Annotated in this window: 21 protein-coding genes; 13 read left to right on the top strand and 8 right to left on the bottom strand. The window is 35.3% G+C overall.

Annotated features, from left to right (window positions below):
* Positions 1-130: 130 nt before the first annotated feature.
* The 3 genes from Q0358_RS04245 to Q0358_RS04235 are packed head-to-tail and all read left to right on the top strand — an operon-like array spanning position 131 to position 1,365.
* Positions 131-610, top strand: a complete 480-nt coding sequence (locus Q0358_RS04245; RefSeq protein WP_299547687.1) for an acyl-CoA thioesterase — start codon at positions 131-133, stop codon at positions 608-610.
* A 46-nt stretch (positions 611-656) separates the two neighbouring features.
* Complete coding sequence (locus Q0358_RS04240) at positions 657-848, top strand: hypothetical protein (RefSeq protein WP_299547684.1); 192 nt, start codon at positions 657-659, stop codon at positions 846-848.
* A 28-nt stretch (positions 849-876) separates the two neighbouring features.
* On the top strand, positions 877-1,365 hold the full coding sequence (locus Q0358_RS04235) for a tRNA (cytidine(34)-2'-O)-methyltransferase (RefSeq protein ID WP_299547682.1): 489 nt from the start codon (positions 877-879) through the stop codon (positions 1,363-1,365).
* Here the strand turns inward: Q0358_RS04235 and uvrA are convergent.
* Entirely contained in the window at positions 1,351-4,182 is a 2,832-nt protein-coding gene (gene uvrA / locus Q0358_RS04230) for an excinuclease ABC subunit UvrA (RefSeq protein WP_299547679.1), read from the bottom strand. The two genes, Q0358_RS04235 and uvrA, sit on opposite strands and share 15 nt — an antisense overlap.
* A 130-nt stretch (positions 4,183-4,312) precedes the next feature.
* Between uvrA and Q0358_RS04225 the strand changes: the two genes are divergently transcribed.
* Together Q0358_RS04225 and Q0358_RS04220 are read left to right on the top strand one after the other, a co-directional pair.
* On the top strand, positions 4,313-5,428 hold the full coding sequence (locus Q0358_RS04225; RefSeq protein ID WP_299547676.1) for an alanine--glyoxylate aminotransferase family protein: 1,116 nt from the start codon (positions 4,313-4,315) through the stop codon (positions 5,426-5,428).
* A 2-nt stretch (positions 5,429-5,430) separates the two neighbouring features.
* Complete coding sequence (locus Q0358_RS04220; protein WP_299547673.1) at positions 5,431-6,483, top strand: NAD-dependent epimerase; 1,053 nt, start codon at positions 5,431-5,433, stop codon at positions 6,481-6,483.
* 158 nt (positions 6,484-6,641) lie between these two features.
* On the opposite strand, the gene Q0358_RS04215 is transcribed toward Q0358_RS04220, so the two are convergent.
* Together Q0358_RS04215 and Q0358_RS04210 are read right to left on the bottom strand one after the other, a co-directional pair.
* Positions 6,642-6,941, bottom strand: a complete 300-nt coding sequence (locus Q0358_RS04215) for a YciI family protein (protein WP_299547670.1) — start codon at positions 6,939-6,941, stop codon at positions 6,642-6,644.
* Complete coding sequence (locus Q0358_RS04210) at positions 6,942-7,322, bottom strand: histidine triad nucleotide-binding protein (protein WP_299547667.1); 381 nt, start codon at positions 7,320-7,322, stop codon at positions 6,942-6,944.
* A 109-nt stretch (positions 7,323-7,431) separates the two neighbouring features.
* Between Q0358_RS04210 and pheS the strand changes: the two genes are divergently transcribed.
* The 7 genes from pheS to serA all read left to right on the top strand — a co-directional run bounded on the left by pheS (position 7,432) and on the right by serA (position 16,758).
* Positions 7,432-8,427: a phenylalanine--tRNA ligase subunit alpha gene (gene pheS, locus Q0358_RS04205; RefSeq protein ID WP_299547664.1), complete on the top strand. Its 996-nt coding sequence runs from the start codon at positions 7,432-7,434 to the stop codon at positions 8,425-8,427.
* Complete coding sequence (gene pheT, locus Q0358_RS04200) at positions 8,424-10,787, top strand: phenylalanine--tRNA ligase subunit beta (RefSeq protein WP_299547661.1); 2,364 nt, start codon at positions 8,424-8,426, stop codon at positions 10,785-10,787. The genes pheS and pheT overlap by 4 nt, the downstream gene beginning before the upstream one ends.
* Positions 10,784-12,079: a 3-phosphoshikimate 1-carboxyvinyltransferase gene (gene aroA, locus Q0358_RS04195; RefSeq protein WP_299547658.1), complete on the top strand. Its 1,296-nt coding sequence runs from the start codon at positions 10,784-10,786 to the stop codon at positions 12,077-12,079. Before pheT ends, aroA begins: the two co-directional genes overlap by 4 nt.
* A 12-nt stretch (positions 12,080-12,091) precedes the next feature.
* Positions 12,092-12,916, top strand: a complete 825-nt coding sequence (locus Q0358_RS04190; protein ID WP_299547655.1) for a 4-hydroxy-3-methylbut-2-enyl diphosphate reductase — start codon at positions 12,092-12,094, stop codon at positions 12,914-12,916.
* A 65-nt stretch (positions 12,917-12,981) separates the two neighbouring features.
* On the top strand, positions 12,982-14,664 hold the full coding sequence (locus tag Q0358_RS04185; protein WP_299547653.1) for a 30S ribosomal protein S1: 1,683 nt from the start codon (positions 12,982-12,984) through the stop codon (positions 14,662-14,664).
* A gap of 15 nt (positions 14,665-14,679) precedes the next feature.
* The gene (locus Q0358_RS04180; protein WP_299547650.1) at positions 14,680-15,159 is read left to right on the top strand and encodes a hypothetical protein; all 480 of its coding nucleotides are present in this window, start codon (positions 14,680-14,682) and stop codon (positions 15,157-15,159) included.
* Positions 15,160-15,174: 15 nt separating this feature from the next.
* Entirely contained in the window at positions 15,175-16,758 is a 1,584-nt protein-coding gene (gene serA, locus Q0358_RS04175) for a phosphoglycerate dehydrogenase (protein ID WP_299547647.1), read from the top strand.
* Positions 16,759-16,830: 72 nt separating this feature from the next.
* Here serA and Q0358_RS04170 read toward each other — a convergent pair whose 3' ends face one another.
* On the bottom strand, positions 16,831-18,045 hold the full coding sequence (locus Q0358_RS04170; protein ID WP_299547644.1) for a potassium/proton antiporter: 1,215 nt from the start codon (positions 18,043-18,045) through the stop codon (positions 16,831-16,833).
* An 8-nt stretch (positions 18,046-18,053) separates the two neighbouring features.
* Entirely contained in the window at positions 18,054-18,626 is a 573-nt protein-coding gene (gene recR, locus Q0358_RS04165; RefSeq protein WP_299547641.1) for a recombination mediator RecR, read from the bottom strand.
* A gap of 169 nt (positions 18,627-18,795) precedes the next feature.
* Between recR and dnaJ the strand changes: the two genes are divergently transcribed.
* Complete coding sequence (gene dnaJ, locus Q0358_RS04160) at positions 18,796-19,911, top strand: molecular chaperone DnaJ (RefSeq protein ID WP_299547638.1); 1,116 nt, start codon at positions 18,796-18,798, stop codon at positions 19,909-19,911.
* 21 nt (positions 19,912-19,932) lie between these two features.
* Here the strand turns inward: dnaJ and Q0358_RS04155 are convergent, their stop codons facing one another.
* From Q0358_RS04155 to Q0358_RS04145, 3 genes are read right to left on the bottom strand one after another with little or no spacing between them, the layout of a single operon-like run.
* Entirely contained in the window at positions 19,933-20,742 is an 810-nt protein-coding gene (locus tag Q0358_RS04155) for an RluA family pseudouridine synthase (RefSeq protein WP_299547635.1), read from the bottom strand.
* The gene (waaA, locus tag Q0358_RS04150; RefSeq protein WP_299547632.1) at positions 20,742-21,959 is read right to left on the bottom strand and encodes a lipid IV(A) 3-deoxy-D-manno-octulosonic acid transferase; all 1,218 of its coding nucleotides are present in this window, start codon (positions 21,957-21,959) and stop codon (positions 20,742-20,744) included. The genes Q0358_RS04155 and waaA overlap by 1 nt, the downstream gene beginning before the upstream one ends.
* A 10-nt stretch (positions 21,960-21,969) precedes the next feature.
* Positions 21,970-22,674: a zinc ribbon domain-containing protein gene (locus tag Q0358_RS04145; protein ID WP_299547629.1), complete on the bottom strand. Its 705-nt coding sequence runs from the start codon at positions 22,672-22,674 to the stop codon at positions 21,970-21,972.
* Positions 22,675-22,683: the final 9 nt, after the last annotated feature.

The following is a 22,683-nucleotide window of genomic DNA, read 5'->3' as shown; positions in this document are numbered from 1 at the left end:
CAAAAATCCAGCGCATTATACCAAATCACCATGCACAGCAAAAAAGTAAAATTTTTTCTCCCTTTTTGCAAAATTCTTGTTAAAAAATGCTAAGATACCACCAAACTTAAATTTAACAAAAGGATTCTAAATGAATAACCTAGAAAATGTCTTTGACATCAAATCCTTAACAATGTCTATCCTGATGACCCCAGCAGTTGCGAATTTTAAAGGGCGTGTGCATGGTGGTGATATTTTAAAGTTTTTAGATCAAGTTGCTTATGCTTGTGCGGCGCGATATTGCGGAAACTATTGTGTAACGCTTTCTGTGGATAGTGTAAATTTTAAATATCCCATTGAAGTTGGCTCTCTTGTTACCTTTCTTGCTTCTGTGAATTATACAGGTAATAGTTCTTTGGAAGTTGGCATAAAAGTCATTGCTGAAGATATCCAAAAACGCACCGTAATGCACACAAACAGCGCGTATTTTAATATGGTTTGTGTAGATAGTGATGGCAAACCTACAAAGGTTCCACCCCTAGAACCAAAAACAGATGTGGAAAAACGCCGATATGAAAACGCTAAAAAACGCAAAGCTGCTCGCATAGAGCTTGCCAAAAAAGAAATCTAACAAACCTCGTAAATTTGCTATAATTTTCCAAAATACAAGGAAAATTATGCAAAGCAATCAAACAGAACAAATCAAGCACGATATTATAAAATACCAATTTGCGCAATTTTGCAAGCGTAACACACAAGCAATCGCACTCATCTTAAAAGCACTCTTGCAAGGTTCTAAACATTTTTCAGTTCCTAAAGAAAATCATAAAGAAAAGTTAGAATCCAAAAATCAGGGATTCCAAGTTTGAAAGCACACATTAAGTTTTAAGGACATCTATGCAGTTTCATATTGTTTTACATCAACCGCGCATTCCACAAAATACGGGAAATATCGGTAGGCTTTGTTATGCGAGCAATACTGCTTTGCATCTTATTCACCCACTTGGATTTTCTCTTTCTCAAAAAGAGTTAAAACGCGCTGGTATGGATTATTGGACACATTTAGAAGTTTATGAATATGCAGATATGGAATCCTTTTTTAGAACGCATCCAATTTTGGATTCCAATATTTCTAAAAGAGCTTTGCCTCATTTTTTTCTCACCACAAAGACAAAAACCCCTTATTATGCAGCACAAATGCAAAAAGGGGCATATTTGCATTTTGGTAGAGAAGATGCTGGATTATCTGAAGAGATTTTAAAAGCAAATCACACGCATTGCTACACAATTCCTATGCAGAATAATGCTAGGAGTTTAAATCTCTCCACAAGCGTTGGGATCGTGCTTTATGAAGGGATTCGTCAAGCTTCTTTAACAGAGTCCTAGTTCCTTTGCTAAAAACCTTCCTGTATGGCTACCTGTTTTTTTGTATCGTTTAGCAACTCTTTGTGGAGATCCACTATCTACGATTAATCCCCCATTGCTTCCGCCCTCTGGTCCAATATCCACAATAAAATCAGCGTTTTTTATCATATCTAAATTATGTTCAATCACAATTACACTATTGCCTAAATCTGTTAAGTGGTGTAACACGCGCACGAGTCTATCTACATCTGCAAAATGTAAGCCAGTGGTTGGCTCATCTAAAACATAGAGCGTTTTTCCTGTATCTTTGCGGCTTAACTCTTTTGCTAACTTAATTCTTTGAGCCTCTCCTCCACTTAGGGTAATAGCATTTTGTCCTAGTGTAATATAGCCTAACCCTACATCTTTAAGTGTTTTGAGTTTTTGATAAATTTTTGGAATCTTGGCAAAAAACTCACACGCTTCATCAACGCTTAAATCTAGCACTTCAGCAATATTTTTGCCCTTATAAACAACTTCTAGGGTTTGTGCATTGTAGCGTGTTCCATTGCACGCATCACATTTGACTAGAATATCAGGCAAAAAGTGCATTTCTATTTTGATTTCTCCCTCTCCCATACACTTTTCACAACGCCCACCTTTGACATTGAAGCTAAAACGCCCGATTCCATAATTTCTAATTTGCGCTTCTTTGGTTTGTGCAAAGAGATTTCTAATTTCGTCCATTGCGCCTGTGTAAGTTGCTGGGTTTGAACGCGGAGTGCGTCCAATTGGGCTTTGATCAAGGTAAATGACTTTATCAAGTTTTTCTAAGCCTATAATTTCTACACCATCAACTTTTTTAACCTTTTTGCTATTATTTAGAAGTTCTTGTGCGACAGGGAGTAGTGTTTGTAGGATTAAGGAGCTTTTGCCACTTCCACTAACACCTGTAATGCAAACAAAGTTTTTTAAAGGGAGTTGTACGCTTAGATTGTGGATATTATTAATATTTACATTACGGATTTCAATCCAAGATTCTTGCGCTCTTTGCATAAAATATTCAATCTTTTTTTCTCCATTTAGATATTGTGCGGTTTGGGTTTTGCTCTTTAATAATTGTGTAAGATTTCCACTAAAAACAACTTCTCCTCCAAATTTCCCAGCCCCTGGTCCAATATCTACAATAAAATCTGCGTGTTCAATGGTTTCTTTATCGTGTTCTACAACAATGACAGAATTTCCCTTTTGTTGCAAACTTCTTAGGGTTTTAATGAGCTTTAAAGTATCTCTTTCGTGAAGTCCAATGCTAGGTTCATCTAGCACATACATCACCCCTGTTAATCCGCTTCCTATTTGACTTGCGATTCTAATGCGCTGGGATTCTCCTCCGCTAATGCTTCTTGCATCGCGTCCTAAGCTTAAATAGCCTAATCCTACATCATATAAAAAGTATAAACGCTCGCAAATTTCCTTTAAAATCGGTTCTGCAATGAGTGTTTCTTGTGCATTTAAATGAGAAAAGTTTTGTGTGTTTGTAAAAAAACCATAGCATTCTTCAATAGGTAAATCTAGCAAATCTCCAATGTTTTTGTTGGAGACCTTGACGGCTAGGCTTTGGGGTAACAAGCGATGCCCATTGCAGGCTTCACAAGTCTTTTCGCTCATATAATCGCCCAAGTCTTTATTGTCTTTAAACATATCATAAGCAATGGCAATCACCCCTGCAAATGGGCGTTTAAGCTTTGCGCTTTTCCATTTAAATTCCACTTCATCGTTGTTTCCATAGAGAATGAGTTTTTGCTGATGTTCTTCTAAATCTTCAAAATTTGTTTTGGGATTGATAGAATTTGCAAGGCAAAAAGCACGAAAAAGCTCGTTGTAATAGCTTTTATTGAAGCCATAAAAAATTTTGATTCCACCTTCTACTAAAGGCAGGCTTTTATCAATCACTTTTTTAGTATCAATTGTGTAGCGGATTCCTAAGCCATCGCATTTTGAACAAGCACCTTTTGGAGAGTTAAAAGAAAAGCTAAGGGGTTCTAAGGGCGTGAAAGAAACTTTGCAATCAAAGCAGGCTAAATGTTCGCTAAAATGCAAAAGTGCTGGCTTTTTTTCATTATCATTTAGCATTTCAATTTCTACTTCTCCATAGGATTCTTTTAGGGCTTTTTCTATGGCTTGTGCGATTCTCTCTTTATTGTCATGTTTAACGACAACACGATCAACAACGACTTTAATGGTGTGTTTTTTTGTTTTTGTGAGATTAATTTCTTCATCTAAACGCACCAAAACACCATTAATTTGCGCTCTTACATAGCCTTTTTGGCGTAAGGATTCAAGCTTGTCATTAAAGCTCCCTTTTTTCTCGCGGATAATGGGAGATAGGATTAAGATTTTGGAATCTTCTTTGATTTTTAAAACTTCTGCAATAATATCACTTGCGTGCATTTTAGAAATTGGCTTGCCACATAAATGGCAATGCTGCACGCCAATGCGCGCAAAAAGTAAGCGAAGATAATCATAGATTTCTGTGATTGTGCCAACGGTTGAACGAGGGTTTTTACTTGTTGTTTTTTGATCAATAGCTATGGCAGGAGTTAGCCCTTCAATCTTATCTACATCTGGTTTACCAATTTTGTCTAAAAACTGCCTTGCATAGCTAGAAAGGGATTCTATATAGCGGCGTTGCCCTTCTGCATAGAGTGTGTCAAAGGCTAGCGTGCTCTTGCCACTACCGCTTAATCCTGTTAGCACAACAAGCTTGTTTTTGGGGATACTAAGACTAATGTTTTTGAGATTATTTTCTTTAGCGTTTGTGATGATGATGTGGTTAAGTGGGGAATCTGAAGCGTTCAAAATTAGCCTTTAAAGATGAAATAAATCTGTGATTATAGCAAAAGTTGGAATTCTTTTTGTTAATCTTGTTAATGAAAAGTTAGTAAAACTTGCGATATAATTTGTGTAAAATTTTTTTGGAGGAGATTTTATGTTGCTTTTTACTCCGGGTCCTACGCCTGTTCCAGAGTTTGTCCGTGTTGCGATGAGTGAGCCTACAATCCATCATCGCACAACAGAGTTTGAAGAGATTTTTGCTAAAACACGTGCATTATTAAAAGAAGTGATTGGACTCCCAGAGGTGTTAATGCTTGCAAGTTCAGGTAGTGGTGCAATGGAAGCTTGCGTAACTTCTTTGTGTGCAAAAAAGGTTTTAAGTATTAATAGTGGGAAGTTTGGAGAGAGATTTGGCAAGATTGCTAAAGCATTTAAGATTCCAAATGTGGAGATTAAAAATTCTTGGGATATACCAGCAAGCCTAGAGCAAGTCATAGATGCATTAAAAGCAAACCCGGATATTGATGCATTTTGCATTCAAGCGTGTGAGAGTGCAGGGGGCTTAAGGCATCCTTATGAAGTGCTTGCAAAAGCGGTAAAAGAGCATAATCCTGAAATTATGGTGATTGTTGATGGAATTACTGCAATGGGTGTAGAGCCTTTAGATGTTACTTATGTTGATGCGCTAATTGGTGGCTCACAAAAGGCATTTATGCTACCACCTGGACTTAGTATTATTGGACTTAGTCAAAGAGCTGTGGAAAAGATCCAAGGGCGCGATGTTGGATTTTATTTTAATCTCAAAACAGAGCTGAAAAATCAGATTAAAAACACGACAGCTTGGACTGCTCCAACAACGATTATTATAGGACTTTGTGCATTTTTACAAAAAGCAAAAGAAGTTGGCTATGATACGATTTATCATCAAACAAAAGCGCGCTCTTTAGCGTGTGATATGGCGATGGAAGGAATAGGGTTGAAAATCTATCCTACAATTCCCGCCTTAAGTATGACTTGTGTCTATCACGAACAAAGTGATAAGATTAGAAAGGTGTTAAAAGAGACTTATAATGTCAATATTGCTGGTGGACAAGATGATTTAAAGGGTAAGATTTTTAGGATTAATCATATGGGAATGATTGCAATTAGTGAGATTTCTTGGGTGGTTAATGCAGTGGAGTTGAGTCTTGATGTGCTTGGAATCCATAAGTTTAATGGATTGGCAAATCAGATTTTTATAGAACAATATTTTAAAGTTTTAAAGCAGTAAAAATGAAGATTTTAGTAACAGGAACAGCAGGATTTATTGGATCGTTTCTTGCAAAGCGATTGCTAGAGCGTGGCGATGAAGTAGTCGGACTTGATTGTATTAATGATTATTATGATGTGCGGATTAAATATGGGCGTTTAGAAAATGCTGGGATTTCGCAAAATGCACTTAAATATAATGCTTTAGTGCAGAGTGAGAAATATCCAAACTATCGTTTTATTCAACTAAACTTAGAGGATAGAGAGAATCTTTTTAAGCTTTTTGAAAATGAAAAGTTTGATAAAGTGTGTAATCTTGCAGCGCAAGCTGGAGTTAGGTATTCTTTGGTTAATCCTTATGCGTATGTGGAGAGTAATATTGTAGGCTTTGTCAATATTTTAGAAGCGTGCAGACATCATAGTATTAAGCATTTAGCGTATGCGTCAAGTTCTTCTGTATATGGGCTTAATGAAAATATGCCTTTTAGCACAAGCGATAATGTAGATCACCCTATTAGTCTTTATGCAGCAAGCAAAAAAAGCAATGAATTAATGGCGCATACTTATTCTTATCTTTTTGGATTGCCAACAACAGGCTTGCGATTCTTTACTGTTTATGGTCCTTGGGGGCGTCCGGATATGGCGTTGTTTTTATTTACAAAAGCAATTTTAGAAGGTAAGCCTATTGATGTGTTTAATCACGGAGAAATGCTAAGAGATTTTACTTATGTAGATGATATTGTAGAAGGTGTTGTGCGTGTGATTGATCATAATGCAGAGCCAAATGCAGAGTGGAGTGGCAAAGCTCCAGATCCGCACAGTTCCAAAGCTCCCTATAAAATTTACAATATTGGCAATAATAATCCCGTGCGTTTAATGGATTTTATAGAAGCAATTGAAAAAGAATTAGGTATCACAGCACAAAAAAATATGCTCCCACTTCAGCCCGGAGATGTGCCAGCAACTTATGCAAATGTCGATGATCTAATAAGCGAACTTGATTATAAGCCAAATACAAGTATAGAGACAGGGATTAAGAATTTCATTGCATGGTATAGGGAGTTTTTTAAGGTTTAGAATTTTGTTGGAATAAAATTTTATCGTTGTAATAGGTTGTGTTACACTCGCTTTGTCAAAGAGATGTTATAAGTATTGCTTATAGATATTATTTTTGCATTTTGAATTATATAAAAAGCATCACAAGGCATTTAGATTCCATTTTCAAAAGTTGGAATCTAAACTTCTAAAAATTTTTCTAAAAGTTCGTGGTGTAGCACAGGTGTAAATTCTAAGATTTGGTAGGTTGCAGCGTTATTTTTTGCATAAGGATCATATTTGAAAAATGTTTCTGCGGATTCTTTTGAATCAAATTTTCCAATGACGATTCCACCTATTTTTGGACTTTGTGGTCCGCTAGCTAGTAAATTTCCGCTTTCATAACCTTTTTTTAAAAAAGCGCGATGCTCTTGCAGTATGCTCTCAATAACTTCTAGGGGTTTTGTATAGGAAACTAAAATCACAAATAAGTTTTTCATTTACATTCCTTTTTTGGCTTCTTCTAGGCGTTCTTTTTCAGAGATATTTTGTGCTAAATTATCCCAGCGTAATTTCGCTCCGCCTAAAATATGAAAATGTAAATAAGGAATCTCTTGTCCGCCATCAACACCGACATTGCTAATAATGCGATAACCGCTTTTATCAAGTCCTAAGAGTCTAGTAACTTCTTGAATAAAGCTTGTTAATCCTACCATTTCTTTGGGATTTAGCTCTTGAAAATCTTTTGCAAACTTTTTAGGGATTGCTAAGACATGTACGGGAGCCTTTGGCGCAATATCGTGAAATGCCAAAAAATCATCATTTTCTAAAACTTTGTTACAAGGGATTTCTCCTTTAAGAATTTTTTCAAATACGCTCATTTTTAAACCTTTTTATTGATTGAATTTCTGTAATTTTACCTAAATATTAAGCAAAGTAAAAATATTTTTTAATACAATCTCATCATTATTTTATAAGAATGGGAAAGCAATGGAAGTTATATTTTCTAAGATTGACAATGTGCAAACCACAGCAGAACTAGAAGAAATCCGTGTTTTAGTAATGGGAAAAAAGGGGAGTTTAACGGCGAAGTTTGCAGAACTTAAAAATTGTGATGGAGAGAGCAAAAAGATACTTGCAAAGGAGTTGAATTCTCTAAAAATACGCTTTGAAAAGGCATTAGCCGATAAAAAAGAAGCTTTAAGCTTAAAAGAGCTAGAAGCAAAATTAAATGCAGAAAAGATTGATGTTTCGTTGTTTAGTTCAAGTAGTTTAAAGGGTGCAAATCACCCTGTGATGTTAATGCTAGATAGAATTGTGGAGTATTTTATAGGAATGAATTTTGCATTAAAAATGGGACCTTTAGTAGAAGATGATTTTCACAATTTTGAAGCATTAAATCTTCCTAAATATCACCCTGCAAGAGATATGCAAGATACCTTTTACTTTAAAGATGGGAAATTATTACGCACACATACTTCGCCTGTGCAGATTCGCACAATGGAAACACAACAACCTCCTATTCGTATGATTTGTCCGGGGAATGTGTTTAGATGTGATTATGATTTGACACATACGCCTATGTTTCATCAAGTAGAAGGGCTTGTGGTGGAAAAAGGCAAGGATTCTGTGAGTTTTGCGCATTTGAAATTTATTTTAGAAGATTTTTTGAAATATATGTTTGGAGATGTGAAAGTCAGATTTCGTTCTAGTTTCTTTCCCTTTACAGAACCAAGTGCTGAAGTGGATATGAGTTGTATTTTTTGTCAAGGAGAAGGTTGTCGTGTGTGTTCGCACACAGGTTGGCTAGAAGTGCTTGGATGTGGGGTTGTAGATGATAATGTTTTTAGGGCAGTTGGCTATGAAGATGTGAGTGGATATGCCTTTGGGCTAGGTGTGGAACGCTTTGCAATGCTTGCGTATAGTGTGCCGGATTTAAGGGCGTTTTTCGAGAGTGATTTAAGAATTTTGGAGCAATTTAAATGATTTTTACACGCAGTATTTTAAGCCATATTTTACCGCTGGAGAATATTACTAGCGCAATGATGTATAGCACTTTAAATAAGATTGGATTAGAGGTGGAATCCTTTTGTGCTATGGTTGCACCAAAGAGAGTTGTTGTAGGAAAAATTTTAGAATGTCAAAAACACAAAGACGCAACAAAACTCAATGTTGCACAAGTAGCAATTAGCGGAACAGAGGGAAATTATGAAACGCGTCAGATTGTGTGTGGTGCGGCAAATGCAAGAGAAGGAATTTATGTGGCAGTTGCACTAGAGGGTGCAGAACTTCCTAATCTTACAATTAAAAAGGCAGCGCTTAGAGGTGTGGAGAGTTGTGGAATGTTATGTTCTACAACAGAGCTTGGATTTCCAAAGATTAATGATGGGATTGTGGAGTTGGATTCTAGCATTGGTGAGTTAATAATTGGCAAGGAGCTTAGTGAATATCCTTTGTTTAATGATGAAGTTTATGAGATTTCTATCACACCAAATCGCGGGGATTGTATGAGTTTGCTAGGGATTGCAAGGGATTTAAGTGTAGCATTTGAGCTGGAACTAAAACCTTTAAATCCTCCAAAAGTTTCTGAAAATGCACCAGGAATTGGGCGTGTGTTACAAATTGTCTCTAATGATAAGCACGATTCTTCTTTGCTTTTTCAAGCAATGGAGACAAAACCTAGCGCACTTCCTTTGTGTGTGAATTTATTCTTAGGACATAATGGAATCTTGGAAAATTCTTGGTTAAAAGATGCCTTGAATTTTAGCACGCTTTTTAGTGGAGTGATTTTAAATGCGTATCCGCAAAGTTTTTGTCAGATTGATGGACAAAAGGTTGTTTTAACGCTTAAAAAGGATAAATGCGGACTTGAGAGTGTTTATAATGAAAAAGAGAAATTATCTACTATTGGTGTGGAGCTTCGAACTGCTGGAGAGTTTTGCGCTAAAGAGGGTGCATTAAAAGAAAGAGAATTTATCGTGCTTGAAGCAAGCTATATTGCCCCAGAAATCATTGCGCAAAAAGTAATGGATACGAAAGCAAAAGTTGATCCTAAAGTGTTTCAGCGCTCATCACGTGGGAGTTGTCCGGATTTAAAAACAGGGCTTTGTGTGCTATCAAACTTGCTTTTAGGAGAAGATGGAGTTTTATACACAGATACGCAAGGTTTTATTGAAGTGCCACCAAAAGATCCTATTACAATTGACTTGGAGTTAATGGGGCGTATTATTGGTGTGCGTTTAGAGAAACTCAAGGTAGTAAATATTCTAAAAGGGCTTGGATTTAATGTGGAGATGACAAGCGATGAAAATTTCATTATTGCAAAACAGCCATTTTTCCGCCACGATATTGCAGGGTTACAGGATATTGCTGAAGAGATTATTCGTTTTTATGGGATTGATAATGTCCCTAGTATTCCGCTTTCTTTTGTGCAAAATGATCAAAGTGATGATGCTTTAAGAGAATATTATTTTAGAAGAAAAATTGCACAAAAAGCCATTGGGGTCGGGTTCGATGAAGTGGTGCATTTTGTTTTTGAAGATAGAGAAAAACTTCAAAATTATGGCTTTGAAGTGCTTGATGAAACATTGGATTTGCTAAATCCTATCACGCAGGATTTAAACACTTTGCGTAGCACACTCTTGCTAGGTCTTTTGAGAGCTTTACAAAGAAATTGCAATAATGGTTTTAATGCAGTGAGTCTTTTTGAAATCGGAACTGTGTATAATAAAAAGCGTGAGCAAGGCACAAATCTTGCCTTTATACAAAGCGGTTTGCTTTGTGAAGAACGCTATCCAAATGCAAAAGGCTTGAAAGGGAGCTTTTTTGGGTTTTGTGATAGGATTGCGTGTGTAATAGGAGAGTTTAGCTTAGAGCCATTAGAGTCTAAAATTAAGCTGTTTCATAGCGGACAATGCGCAAAAGTGATTCAAAAAGGCAAAGAAATAGGAGTGATTGCAACTTTACATCCACAAGTTGCTAAGGAGTTTGGGGTTGATGAGACTTATCTATGCACCTTAGACCTAGAATTGCTTGGTGAAGAAATTCCACAAGTGCAAATGTATTCTAAGTTTCAAAAAACACAGAGAGATTTAAGTGTGGTGCTAGATAAGACGATTCCATATTTTAAGGTTAGAGCGTGCATTGAAAAGCTGAAAGTGCCTGATATTGTAGGATTTTATCCGCTAGATATTTATGAAGATTCCACATTAAAAGATAAAATAAGCTTAACGCTTCGTTTCACTTTACAATCAGATGTTAAAACGCTTGAAGAAAAGGATATTAACACAGCTTTAGAAGTCGTTTTAGAAGAACTTAAGGCGGTCTTTGGAGTAGAGTTGCGATGAAACTGAAAATTAGCAAAACGCAGAGTTTTTGGCTAGATACAGATAAAATCGCTCCAGACAAGTCTATCTCACATCGTTGCGCGATGTTTGCACTTCTTAGTGATAAGCCAAGCTTTGTGCGAAATTACTTAGAGGGTGAAGATACGCTAGATACACTAGAGATTGCAAAAAAGCTAGGCTTAAGTGTTGAAAAACGCGATGGAGGATTATTGCTAACACCACCAGAAAGTATTCAAGAGCCAGATACGATTCTTTATTGCGGGAATGCTGGAACTGCAATGCGTTTGTATCTTGGGCTTTTAAGTGCGCAAAATGGAATCTTTATTTTAAGTGGGGATTCTTATCTTAATAAACGCCCTATGAAAAGGGTTGTTGAACCTTTAAGGAGCATTGGAGTAGAGATTTTAGGGAGAAGTGATGGGGATTTTGCTCCTTTAGTAATTAAGGGAAATCCAAAGTTGGAATCCTTTTTTTATACGAGTAAGATTCCAAGTGCGCAAGTTAAGTCTGCAATGCTTCTAAGCGCGCTTTTTGCTAAAGGAGAGAGTGTTTATAAAGAGCCAGAGTTAAGCCGTGATCATAGTGAAAAAATGCTTAGGGGAATGGGCGCGAAAATAGAATCTAAAATACAAAATAATGGAGAAGTAGAGATAAAAATACAGCCTTTAAAGGGCAAGTTAGAGCCATTAAATTTAGAAATTCCAGCAGATCCATCGAGTGCATTTTTCTTTGCGCTTGGAATTGCTATTACGCCTAATGCAAGTGGAATCTTACGCAATGTTTTATTGAATAAAACACGCATTGAAGCTTTTAGAGTGCTTGAAAAAATGGGTGTTAAGATTACTTATACAGAAACTTCAAAGATTTATGAAAGTATTGGTAATATCAGCATGCAAGCACCAGAGAGATTAAAGGCTGTGGAGTTAAGTGAGAGAATTTCTTGGTTGATTGATGAGATTCCAGCATTAGCGATTGCAATGGCTTGCGCTAAGGGTGAGAGCCTAGTAAGAAATGCAGAGGAATTGCGTGTGAAAGAGACAGATAGAATTAAAGCAGTTGTTAATAATCTTAAACTTTGCGGGATTGAAGCACAAGAGCTTACAGATGGATTCCGTATTATAGGTGGAGAACTAAAAGAAGCTTGTGTGGATAGCTTTGGAGATCATCGGATTGCGATGAGTTTTGCGATTGCTGGATTAAAGAGTGGAATGGAGATTGAAAATGCAGAATATATTAATATCTCTTTTCCGAACTTTTTAGAAATTCTTAAATCCATTACAAAGGTTGCTTAAAAAAGGATAAATGTGGAAGTAAAATTAGCAAAAAATTATGGATTTTGTTTTGGTGTGAAGCGTGCTATTGAACTAGCAGAAAAAAAACCAAATGGCATAACTTTGGGTCCTTTAATTCATAATGCAAAAGAAATTAATCGCCTAAAAGAGAAGTTTAATGTTGTGGTTAATGAAGATATTCAGGCAATTGCACAAGATGCAGAAGTGATTATCCGCACACACGGAATCCCAAAACAAGATTTGCAAAAACTCAAAGAAAAAACTAGTAAGATTACTGATGCAACTTGCCCTTATGTAACAAAGCCGCAAAAAATTTGTGAAAATATGAGTGCTAAGGGTTATCAAATTGTGATTTTTGGAGATATGAAGCACCCAGAAGTTAAAGGAGTGATGAGTTATTGTAGTAATGAGCCTTTGGTGGTGGAAGATTTAGAAGCATTAAAAAAAGCAAAATTGCGCGATAAAGTTGCTTTGGTTTCACAAACAACAAAAAATATTAATGTGTTTTTGGAAATTGCAAATTATTTAATTAGCCATTGTTCAGAATGCAGGGTGTTTAACACGATCTGTAATGCAACATTTGATAATCAAGATTCTGCAAGAAACTTAGCAAAAGAAGTTGATATAATGGTAATTGTTGGTGGGAAAAATTCATCAAATACAAAGCAACTTTATAATATTTCTAAAGAATATTGTAAGGATTGTTACTTGATAGAAGATTTTTTAGAATTAGATTCCAAATGGTTTTTAGATAAGAAATTGTGCGGAGTTACCGCTGGTGCTTCTACTCCTAATTGGATTATTGATAAAGTTGTAAATACGATTAAAAACTACTAATTTTATACTTTTAAAAGGCTAGATTGATTAGAATTTCAAAATTTATTTTTTAAAAAAGGGCATAGATGGCTGTTGTAGGAATTAATACACAAGAATTAGAGAAGATTGTTATTGACGAAAATGAAGATTTTGCTTCAATGTTCGAGCAATTTGAGAAAAAAGAAAATGCGCGTGTTTCTGAAGGAAATATCGTTGCAATTGAGAATAATCAAGTGATTATTGCAGTTCCCGGAGAGAAAAAAGAAGGAATTGTTGCGCTTGATGAAATTTTAGATGCGCAAGGTAATTTGTTGTTTAAAGTTGGAGATACTTTACCTATTGTGATTACAGGAAGACGCAATGAACAACCAATTGTTTCTTATAAAAAGGCAATTCGCAAAGAAAAAGTGCGCGAGTATATTCAAAGTCTAGGCGATGATTATAAAGATAAAATTGTAGAAGGTGTTGTTGTTAGACGCAATAAGGGCGGATATGTTGTTGAGAATGGAGATGTAGAGTTTTTTATGCCTAAGTTTGCAGCTGCATTTAAAGAAGGCAGTAAGGTTGATGGTAAGAAAATTAAAGCTTGCATTATTAATGTAAAACCAGAAGAAGATAGCATTGTGATCTCACGCAAGCGTTTGTTTGAGCTTGAAAATACGGTAAAAAAAGATGCAGTAGATAATCTCTTAAAAGAAGAAGGAATCCTAGAAGGAAAAGTCAAAAAAATCACAAGTTTTGGAATGTTTGTTGATGTTAATGGTGTAGAAGGTTTAGTGCATTACACAGAAATTAGCTATAAGGGACCTGTTAATCCATCTAAGCTCTATAAAGAAGAAGATATAGTGCCTATTAAGGTTTTAAACTATGATAAGGATAAACGCCGTTTAGCACTTTCTATCAAAGCAACAACAGAAGATCCTTGGAGAGAAGTTGAAAATGAACTTGAAGTAGGGGATGCGATTAAAGTTACAGTAAGCAATATTGAGCCTTATGGTGTGTTTGTGGATTTAGGAAATGATATTGAAGGTTTCTTGCATATTTCTGAAATTTCTTGGAATAAAAATATTCAAAATCCAGAAGAGTTTTTGAAAGTTGGGCAAGAAATTGATGTAGAAGTTATTGAGATTGATCCAAAAGATCGTCGTTTAAGAGTATCTTTGAAAAAGCTTTTGGATAAACCTTTTGAACAATTTGCTAAGAAACATAAAGAAGGAGATGTTTTAAAGGGTGTTGTTGCGACTTTAACGGATTTTGGAGCATTTATTAAATTAGATGGAATTGATGGATTGTTGCACAATGAAGATGCATATTGGAATAAAAATGAAAAATGCAAAGATTTGATGAAAATTGGTGAAAATGTTGAGGTGAAAATTGCTAAAATTGATCGTCAGAAAGAGCGTATTTCTTTAACGCGTAAAGGTTTGATTGCTTCTCCTGTTGATGAGTTTGCAAAAAAATATTCTTTAGATGATGCGGTTGTTGGAGTTGTTAGGGATGTGAAAGATTTTGGTGTGTTTATTAAAATTGATAATGAGATGGACGCATTGATTCGCAATGAGGATCTAGCACCGCTTAAAAAAGAAGATATTAAAGTTGGAGATACAATTAATGGAGTGATTTCTTTAATTGATGCACAAAACAATAGAGTTCGTGTGTCTGTGCGCCGTTTAGAGCGGCAAAAAGAAAAGACAAATCTTAAAAACTTTAATGATAGTGCAAGTGACAAGATGACATTAGGGGATATTATCAAGGATCAAATTTCTTAATAGGGGCTTAGTGCTATGCAAATAAGATTGTTAATTGGCCTTTTTTCAATCTTTACTTGCGCGTTATTGTTTGTTTTAATCCGTAATTATATTGGCGCGATGAATATTTATGAACTTCCAGAAATCAGCCCTTATGAGCTTGCAAAGCCTAGTGATTCACAATATTCTCCTGCGCCATATTGGCTAGATCGCTTATCTGGTCAAGGTGAACGTGAGTTTATTTATCCTGCCTCTGAATTGCAGGTGAGACTTTTGTATGCAAATAACACTAAGAAGAATGCAAAAGAAGTCTTTAGGGTTTCTGTTGGCGTGATTAATGACTATCAGTTTTTTTGTATCAATCAGGTTTTTGGAGCGCATAATATTGAATATTCTTACTATAAAATCGGAGAGAATATTTGGCTTGTAGTTGCCACTGAAGATGAGAATTATTTGCGCAGTGTTTTAGAAAAACTTAAGCACTACGCAATTAATTACACTTTGTCTAAAACCTAATAAATGGAGGAATTTATGTCAAAATACACGATTATTGTTTGTGATCATATCCATAAAAGCGGATTAGATTTGCTTGCAAAAGATTCTGAAGTAACAATGTTAAATTTAGCTGATTTACCAAAAGATGCGTTAAAAAAAGAATTACATAAAGCAGATGTTGCGATTACTAGAAGTTCTACTGATGTAGATGTGAGCTTTTTGGATTCTGCTTCTAAATTACGCGCTGTGGTGCGTGCTGGTGTTGGTGTGGATAATGTAGATATTGAAAACTCTAGCAAAAAAGGAGTTGTTGTAATGAATGTTCCAACAGCAAATACTATTGCTGCTGTGGAACTTACTTGCGCACATATTTTAAGTGCAATTCGTAACTTTCCAGATGCAAATACACAACTCAAGTTAGAACGCAAATGGAAGCGTGAAGATTGGTATGGCACAGAGCTTAAGGGCAAGAAATTAGGGATTATTGGTTTTGGAAATATCGGAAGTCGTGTTGGAAAACGTATGAAAGCTTTTGAAATGGAAGTTATTGCGTATGATCCTTATATTAATCCTGCTAAAGCTACAGATGTTGGAATTGCTTATACGAGAAATTTTGATGAGATTTTAAGTTGTGATATTATTACAATTCATACTCCTAAAAACAAAGAAACAATCAATATGATTGATGCGCCACAGATTGCAAAAATGAAAGATGGTGTGATTTTGATTAATTGTGCGCGCGGTGGGCTATATAATGAAGATGCCTTATATGCAGCACTAGAATCTGGCAAAGTTAGATGGGCTGGGATTGATGTTTTTACAAAAGAACCTGGAACTACCAATAAACTTTTGGATTTGAAAAATATTTATGTAACACCACACATTGGAGCAAATACGCTAGAATCGCAAGAAAAAATTGCAATTGAAGCTGCTGAAGCTGCGCTGGAGGCGGCGCGTGGTTCAAGCTTCCCTAATGCGTTGAATTTGCCAATTAAAGAAAATGAATTACCAAGCTTTATGAAAGCATATTTAGAGCTTGTGCAAAAAATGGCATTTTTTGCAATCCAAGTCAATAAAGATGAAGTGCGTTCTATTACATTAGAAGCAGAAGGAGAAATTAAAGAATATCTTGCATCGCTTTCTACTTTTGCTCTTGTTGGAATTTTAAATGCAACAGTTGGCGATAAGGTTAATTATGTCAATGCCCCTTATGTAGCACAAGAAAGAGGGATAGAAGTCAAGTTAGAGGGCAAGGAATCTCAAGGAGTTTATAAAAATCAAGTAAAACTTACACTATTGACACATAAGGGAGCATTTAGTGTAAGTGGAACAGTGTTTAATGAAAATACTCCAAAGATTGTCGATATTAATAATTTTGCACTTGATATTGAGCCAAAAGGTAAAATGATTCTCTTTAGAAATAATGATACGCCCGGAGTTATAGGATTTGTAGGGACAACTTTAGCAAAGCATAATATTAATATTGCAGATTTTCGTTTGGGGCGTTATGGAAAAGAGGCATTAGCGTTAATTATTGTTGATGATGCAGTTTCTCAAGGCGTGCTTGATGAGCTTTCTAGTTTAGAAGCTTGCATTTCTATTAAATACGTAATTTTGTAGTTTTAGTCTTTAGAATTTTTCTCATTGGATTCCACAATAAAAGAAGGTGGAATTCAATTTTAACTTTGCAATCTAAGGTTCCACATTTTTGTCATCTATAATTCCCAAAGTTTTTGCTGCAAATCCTAAGCTCATTCCTTGAACTAACACAGAAATAAACACCATGAAAAACACCACATTAAAAATCAGTTGTGCCTGCTCTAAGTGATATACAAAAGGATAAGTTGCCAATATAATAGGAACAGCTCCGCGCAAGCCTACCCAAGAGATGAATAGCTTTTCTTTAGAGTTATAGCGACTTTTTATAAGAGAAGCAAACACACCTAAAGGACGCGCAATAAACATTAACACAAAAACTAGTGCCAGTGCCTGTAATGCAACACTTGGAAGTTGTGATGGAAATACAAGCAGTCCAAGCACCAAAAATACCACAATTTGCATCATCCAAGCAATCGCATCGTGAAATGCGATGATGTGTGATTTGTAAGGAAAAGCAAAACGATTTGTCATAATCCCAGCAATATAAATGCTTAAATATCCATTTCCACCAAGTAAAGAAGAGAGTCCAAACACCATAAATAGCCATGCAATGCTAATTAGAGGATATAGACCTGGTTGAGAAATATTAGCCTTTGCGCAAATTTTTGGAAATACATATCCACACAAAAGTCCAAGTGTGCCACCAATAGCAAATTGTCCAACAAACTGCACAAGCCATTCCCATGGGCTTGATTCTCCTTGCATTACGATAAGCTGCAACACTGTGATAGTTAAAAAAATCGCCATAGGATCATTGCTACCAGATTCTAATTCTAAAAGTGGTTTAATGTTGTTCTTTAATTGTATTTTCTGAGAACGTAGAACCATAAATACAGCTGCTGCATCTGTTGAAGATACAATAGAACCAAGTAATAATGCTTCTAAAAAGCTAACTTCCCACATCAGATAAAAAAACACAGCAAGCACAGCAGCAGTGATTAAAACACCAAGTGTTGCTAGCAGCACACCACTAAGCACCACAGGTTTAATCTGATCCCAATATGTATCGAGTCCACCACTATATAAGATAAAAATCAAGGCAATAGAACCCACAGCTTGCGCTAAAAGTGTATTATCAAAATCAATCCCTACGATTCCATCACTGCCTAAAAGCATTCCTAAAATAAGAAAAATTAATAATAATGGCAATCCAATTTTTTCTGAAATTTTACTTGCATAAGCACTGACAAATAAAATCACACCAATGACAACAATATAAATATTTAAATTATTAATAATTTCTAGCATGTCTTTCCTTAAATCTTTACGCGCGATTGTAAAGCGCGCACAATAGAAAGTTGATCCACATTTTCTAGGCTGACACCCGTGGGGACTCCTTGTGCGATTTTTGTAAAGCATAATCCAAAATTTTGCAATTTATCTTCTAAATACAACATTATGCTATCACTCCCAAGTGATGGACTTAGTGCAAAAATAATCTCTCTGATTTCAAAGTTTAAAAGATTTTGCTCTAATTGTTCTAAATTAAATTTCTCAAGACTATCAAGCACGAAATATTTCCCTAAAAATTCTCCACTTTCTTCTAATAAAAAAATCTCTCTAGGATTTGCCACAATACAAAGCTCTCCATTGTTGCGATTAGAATCTAAACAGATTTCACAAACTGTTTGATTTGTGATTCCACCGCATTTTTCACAAGTGCGCAATTCGTGGATACAAGATTCTATATTATGCGCCACTTGCAAAGCACTAAATTTATCTTCAAATGCCAAAAAATACGCCAAACGCATTGCAGATTTTCTCCCAACGCTTGGAATTTTTTCTAAAGATTCCACGAGTTTTGCAAAACTTTCAGGATAAGATTTCATCGTTTTCCGCCAACATTTAAGATAGCGGTGATTATAAAAAAGTATGGATTAAGAGATAATAAATTGCCTTTTTTAAGTAATAAATCTTTTAAAAAATCAAAGTTTAACCCCTTTAAAAACTTTATTGCGATAGAATTGCTAATTTTATTTTGCATTTTAGGAGTTGTTTTTGGAAGAGTTTGATTATTATGAAATCTTAGAAGTTGAGCGCACAGCAAGTGGTGATGAGGTGAAAAAGGCTTATCGCAAAATGGCACTCAAATATCATCCAGATAGAAATCCAGATGATAAAAATGCTGAAGAGATGTTCAAAAAAGTCAATGAAGCCTATCAGGTATTAAGCGATAAAGAAAAACGCCAAATCTATGATACTTATGGCAAAAAAGGCTTGGAATCTAGTGGGTTTGGCTTTAGCGATATGGAAGGAAGTATTTTTGATATTTTTAATTCTGTCTTTGGTGGCGGGTTTGGAGGTTTTGGAAGTGCTTCAAGACGCAGAAGTGATGAAAAATATCCACGTGATTTAGCAATAGAGATTGAACTTAGCTTTGAAGAAGCTGTTTTTGGTTGCAAGAAAGAGATTGAAATCACTTATAAAGATGCGTGTTTAGCTTGCAAAGGAAGTGGTGCAAAAGATGGTAAAGTTACTAACTGTGACGCTTGTAAAGGAAGTGGGAGAGAAACATTTTCGCAAGGTTTTATGACCTTTGCGCAGACTTGTTCTAAGTGTCGTGGAAGCGGACAGATGGTGGCTGAAAAATGTGAAAAATGTTTAGGAAAAGGCTTTAAAGAAGAAAAAGAAAAGTTTGAAATCAAAATCCCAGAAGGAGTGGATACTAACAATCAAATCCGCGTGCAAGGTCGTGGAAACAAAATGCCAAATGGCACTCGTGGGGATTTGTATGTAGAGATTTTTGCTAAAGAAGATGCGCATTTTATCCGTCACCATAATGATATTTACCTTGAAGTTCCCGTGTTTTTTACTCTTGTAATGCTTGGTGGAAATATCAAAGTCCCTGCACTTACAAAAGAGTTAGATTTAAAAATCCCAGTTGGCGTTAAAGATAAGCAGCAATTTGTCTTTTATGGAGAAGGAGTTAAAAGTGTAAATAGTGGCAAAAAAGGAAATTTCATTGTTGTAGTTCATATTGTTTATCCAGAAAAATTAGATGAAAATCAGCGTGATCTTCTAGCGCAACTTCATAAATCCTTTGGCTATGAAGAATCTAAGCCTATTGCTTGCCATGAAGGCTTAATGGATAAAATTAAAAGTTGGTTTAAATAATACAAATGTTAGATTTCACACTTAAAGATTATCTTTAAAAATAAATTCGCTAGGCTCATTAGAAGTAAAATTGTAGTCTAATAAAGCAATGTGGCGTGCGTGGAGCAAAATGCGATTTGCAGGCTTTGCTCCATAAAGGGTATCTCCAATAATTGGGTGTTTAATGTGGGATAAATGGGCGCGGATTTGATGGGTTTTACCTGTTTTTATTTCAATGTTTAACTTTGTTTTTTTGCCAGAAATTTCAATGGGTGTAATGTGTGTAATTGCTCTTTGTCCTTCATTTGTTTTGCTGACACTTACTTTTGCGGTTTTACCTTTTTTAATAATTAAAGGTGCTGTTATTTCGCATTCTTCATCTAAGATACCTTCAACAATAGCAGTGTATTGCTTGAGAACTTGGAGTTGCTTAAAGGCATCTTTGGCTTTTAAATGAAAGGGACTGTTTTCTTTCACAAGCAACAAGATTCCACTTGTTTCTTTATCAAGGCGATGTAAAAGTGTCCATTGTGGATAGTTTTTAGCGATTTCTTCGCTTGTTAGAAAAGCTGGTTTTTCAAGAGCTAAAATATTTTCATCACAAAAAATTTCTTTAATGCTTGGAAGTTGTTGAAGATTAAAGTGTGTGTTTGGCGCAAGAAGCCCTCTTGCAATTAAAATCTTTTTGCCTTTGACACTAACTAATCCTCTATCAATTAGGCTCTTTGCTTCATTGTTGGAGATATTTTCTTGTAGGGCTAAAAGTTTGTAAGCCTTTTGAGCATTTTTGGGGAGCTTTTGGTGGCTTGTTTGTGTTGGTGATTTTTTTTGAGATTTTGAAAATCTTTGCATTAGGATTCCTTTAGTGTTTGGATTATTTTCGTTAGATTAAGTTTTTGTGTAATATAAGAGTTTTCTAACGGAGTTTGTAAAACTTCCGTAAGTTTTTCTATTGGGCAAATTATATAATTTTTTACACCCATAAAGAGTGATTCTTGATTAAAGATATAAGGACCACTGATTAATTTTGTGTGAAAATAGGCAGGTTCAATTGGATTATGTCCTCCAATATTTGGCAAAAAACTCCCCCCTAAAATGACAAGATCTGCGATTGCATAGAGATTATTAAGTTCTCCTAGCGAATCTAGCAAAATAAATGGCGCATTAAGTGCGTTTTGTATCCCTTGTGTAGATGTTTTTTGCAATAAGGGGAGATGATATTTTTTTAAGATTTTATTTAGAGTTTGTTCAACTTCTAAAAAGCGTTCTGGGTGGCGTGGGGCAAAGAGAAAATGTGGTGTGTTTTGTGAAGTTGGAATCGCTTTTTTAAAAAAAGATTCCAAAAGACTCTGCAGGATTAATACTTCTTCGCTTTTGTTGTTTTTGCTATGTGTGCTAGCAATAATCCACAAAGGTGCATTAGGAGCAGTGTATTGTGTGCTAATTTGTGGGATTTCGGCTAATTTTAAGTTTCCAAAAACTTCTATATTTTTCGCACCTAAGGATTCTAGGCGTTCTTTGTCTATTGAGCTTTGGGAGAATATTTTTTGGATATACTTAAAAAGTCGTGCATAAAAAAAGCGGAATCTTAAATAGCGTGGATAAGATCGAGTGGAGATTCTAGCATTAATAAGAAGTGTTTTTGCTCCTTTAAAATGAGCACAAAAAAGCGGCATTAGCCAAAGCTCTGCTTCTGTTAGAGTCAAAGTGATGATTTTTTTACCTTTTAGCCACAAAGGGATAAAGCTCTCAAAGGGGAGATAGGCAATTATGCAGTTTGGATAAAGTGTTTTAGCGAGTGTAAAGCCTGTTTGTGTGGTGGTGGTTAGTAGAATTTTTGTTGGACTTTCAAGGTTGTTTTGCAGTGTGTTGATAATACCTTGTAAGGATTTTACTTCTCCAAAAGAACAGGCGTGAATCCAGTGATATTTGCCCTTTGGTAAAGAGACAGGGGCAAAAAAACGCTTTTTTAGGGAGTTTTTGTATTTTTGTTTAAAGCTTAAAAGAAAAAGGAATGGAAAAGCGCAAAAATGCGCTATACACATTAAAAGATAATAGCCATAAACCATACATTAAAAATTAATTTTCGTTATAAAGAATTCTTCCACAATGCGGACAAGTAGTAATATCATCAGAGCGGATAACATCAGAGTAGATTTTATCATTTAAGCGGATAAAGCAACCTCCACAAGCTTGGCGTGTTACTGGGACAACGCTTGTGTTTTTTGCCCATTTGCGGATCTTTTCATAAAAGGAGATGATTTTTTGATCCATTTTGCCAACAAGTGCTTCTTTTTGTGTGAAGATTTCTTTTTGTTCATCTTTGACTTTTTGCACTTCTGCTTCTACCTTTTGTGCAATTTCCTTTTTGTTGTTTTGCAAAGCTTTAATGCTTTCCTCTAGCTCTTTTAATGCTTCTTTTTTGTTTTCTAAGATTCCATTTAGGCGTGCAATTTCTTCATTAGCAAAAGTAATTTGCTCCTTTGCTAGCTCTTCTTCAAGACTTAAAGCTTTACTTTCTTTTTCGGTTTTAATTAATTTTGTTTTATTGGCAATTTCTTCAAGTTTTAACGACAAATCCTCTAGGTGATTTTCGTTTTTTTGGATAGAGAGAGAAATGTCGTTAGAAGTCATATTGAATTCTTCTATTTGATGATTTAGTTTATCTTCTTCTTTTTCTATCAGATTTAATTCTTTTTTGGCTTCTTTAATGCGTGGTTCAAAAGAATCAATCTCTTTATCTAAATTTGCAATTTCTATTAATTGGCTTAAATGCTTATTCATTAACAGCTC

This window comes from uncultured Helicobacter sp. (assembly GCF_937893305.1).
In the GTDB taxonomy this organism is placed as follows: Bacteria; Campylobacterota; Campylobacteria; order Campylobacterales; family Helicobacteraceae; genus Helicobacter_D.
The sequence above is the reverse complement of the archived record's forward strand: the minus strand, read 5'-3'. Positions and strand labels throughout refer to the sequence as shown.

What these genes read in the sequence shown, in the direction of transcription:
- Q0358_RS04170 (WP_299547644.1), bottom strand. Translation starts at nt 18,045, where the DNA reads ATGCTAGAAATTATTAATAATTTAAATATTTATATTGTTGTCATTGGT.
- Q0358_RS04145 (WP_299547629.1), bottom strand. Translation starts at nt 22,674, where the DNA reads ATGAATAAGCATTTAAGCCAATTAATAGAAATTGCAAATTTAGATAAA.
- pheT (WP_299547661.1), top strand. Translation starts at nt 8,424, where the DNA reads ATGATTTTTACACGCAGTATTTTAAGCCATATTTTACCGCTGGAGAAT.
- Q0358_RS04185 (WP_299547653.1), top strand. Translation starts at nt 12,982, where the DNA reads ATGGCTGTTGTAGGAATTAATACACAAGAATTAGAGAAGATTGTTATT.
- Q0358_RS04180 (WP_299547650.1), top strand. Translation starts at nt 14,680, where the DNA reads ATGCAAATAAGATTGTTAATTGGCCTTTTTTCAATCTTTACTTGCGCG.
- Q0358_RS04225 (WP_299547676.1), top strand. Translation starts at nt 4,313, where the DNA reads ATGTTGCTTTTTACTCCGGGTCCTACGCCTGTTCCAGAGTTTGTCCGT.
- pheS (WP_299547664.1), top strand. Translation starts at nt 7,432, where the DNA reads ATGGAAGTTATATTTTCTAAGATTGACAATGTGCAAACCACAGCAGAA.
- Q0358_RS04240 (WP_299547684.1), top strand. Translation starts at nt 657, where the DNA reads ATGCAAAGCAATCAAACAGAACAAATCAAGCACGATATTATAAAATAC.
- serA (WP_299547647.1), top strand. Translation starts at nt 15,175, where the DNA reads ATGTCAAAATACACGATTATTGTTTGTGATCATATCCATAAAAGCGGA.
- Q0358_RS04220 (WP_299547673.1), top strand. Translation starts at nt 5,431, where the DNA reads ATGAAGATTTTAGTAACAGGAACAGCAGGATTTATTGGATCGTTTCTT.
- Q0358_RS04245 (WP_299547687.1), top strand. Translation starts at nt 131, where the DNA reads ATGAATAACCTAGAAAATGTCTTTGACATCAAATCCTTAACAATGTCT.
- aroA (WP_299547658.1), top strand. Translation starts at nt 10,784, where the DNA reads ATGAAACTGAAAATTAGCAAAACGCAGAGTTTTTGGCTAGATACAGAT.
- recR (WP_299547641.1), bottom strand. Translation starts at nt 18,626, where the DNA reads ATGAAATCTTATCCTGAAAGTTTTGCAAAACTCGTGGAATCTTTAGAA.
- Q0358_RS04235 (WP_299547682.1), top strand. Translation starts at nt 877, where the DNA reads ATGCAGTTTCATATTGTTTTACATCAACCGCGCATTCCACAAAATACG.
- Q0358_RS04210 (WP_299547667.1), bottom strand. Translation starts at nt 7,322, where the DNA reads ATGAGCGTATTTGAAAAAATTCTTAAAGGAGAAATCCCTTGTAACAAA.
- Q0358_RS04215 (WP_299547670.1), bottom strand. Translation starts at nt 6,941, where the DNA reads ATGAAAAACTTATTTGTGATTTTAGTTTCCTATACAAAACCCCTAGAA.
- Q0358_RS04155 (WP_299547635.1), bottom strand. Translation starts at nt 20,742, where the DNA reads ATGCAAAGATTTTCAAAATCTCAAAAAAAATCACCAACACAAACAAGC.
- waaA (WP_299547632.1), bottom strand. Translation starts at nt 21,959, where the DNA reads ATGGTTTATGGCTATTATCTTTTAATGTGTATAGCGCATTTTTGCGCT.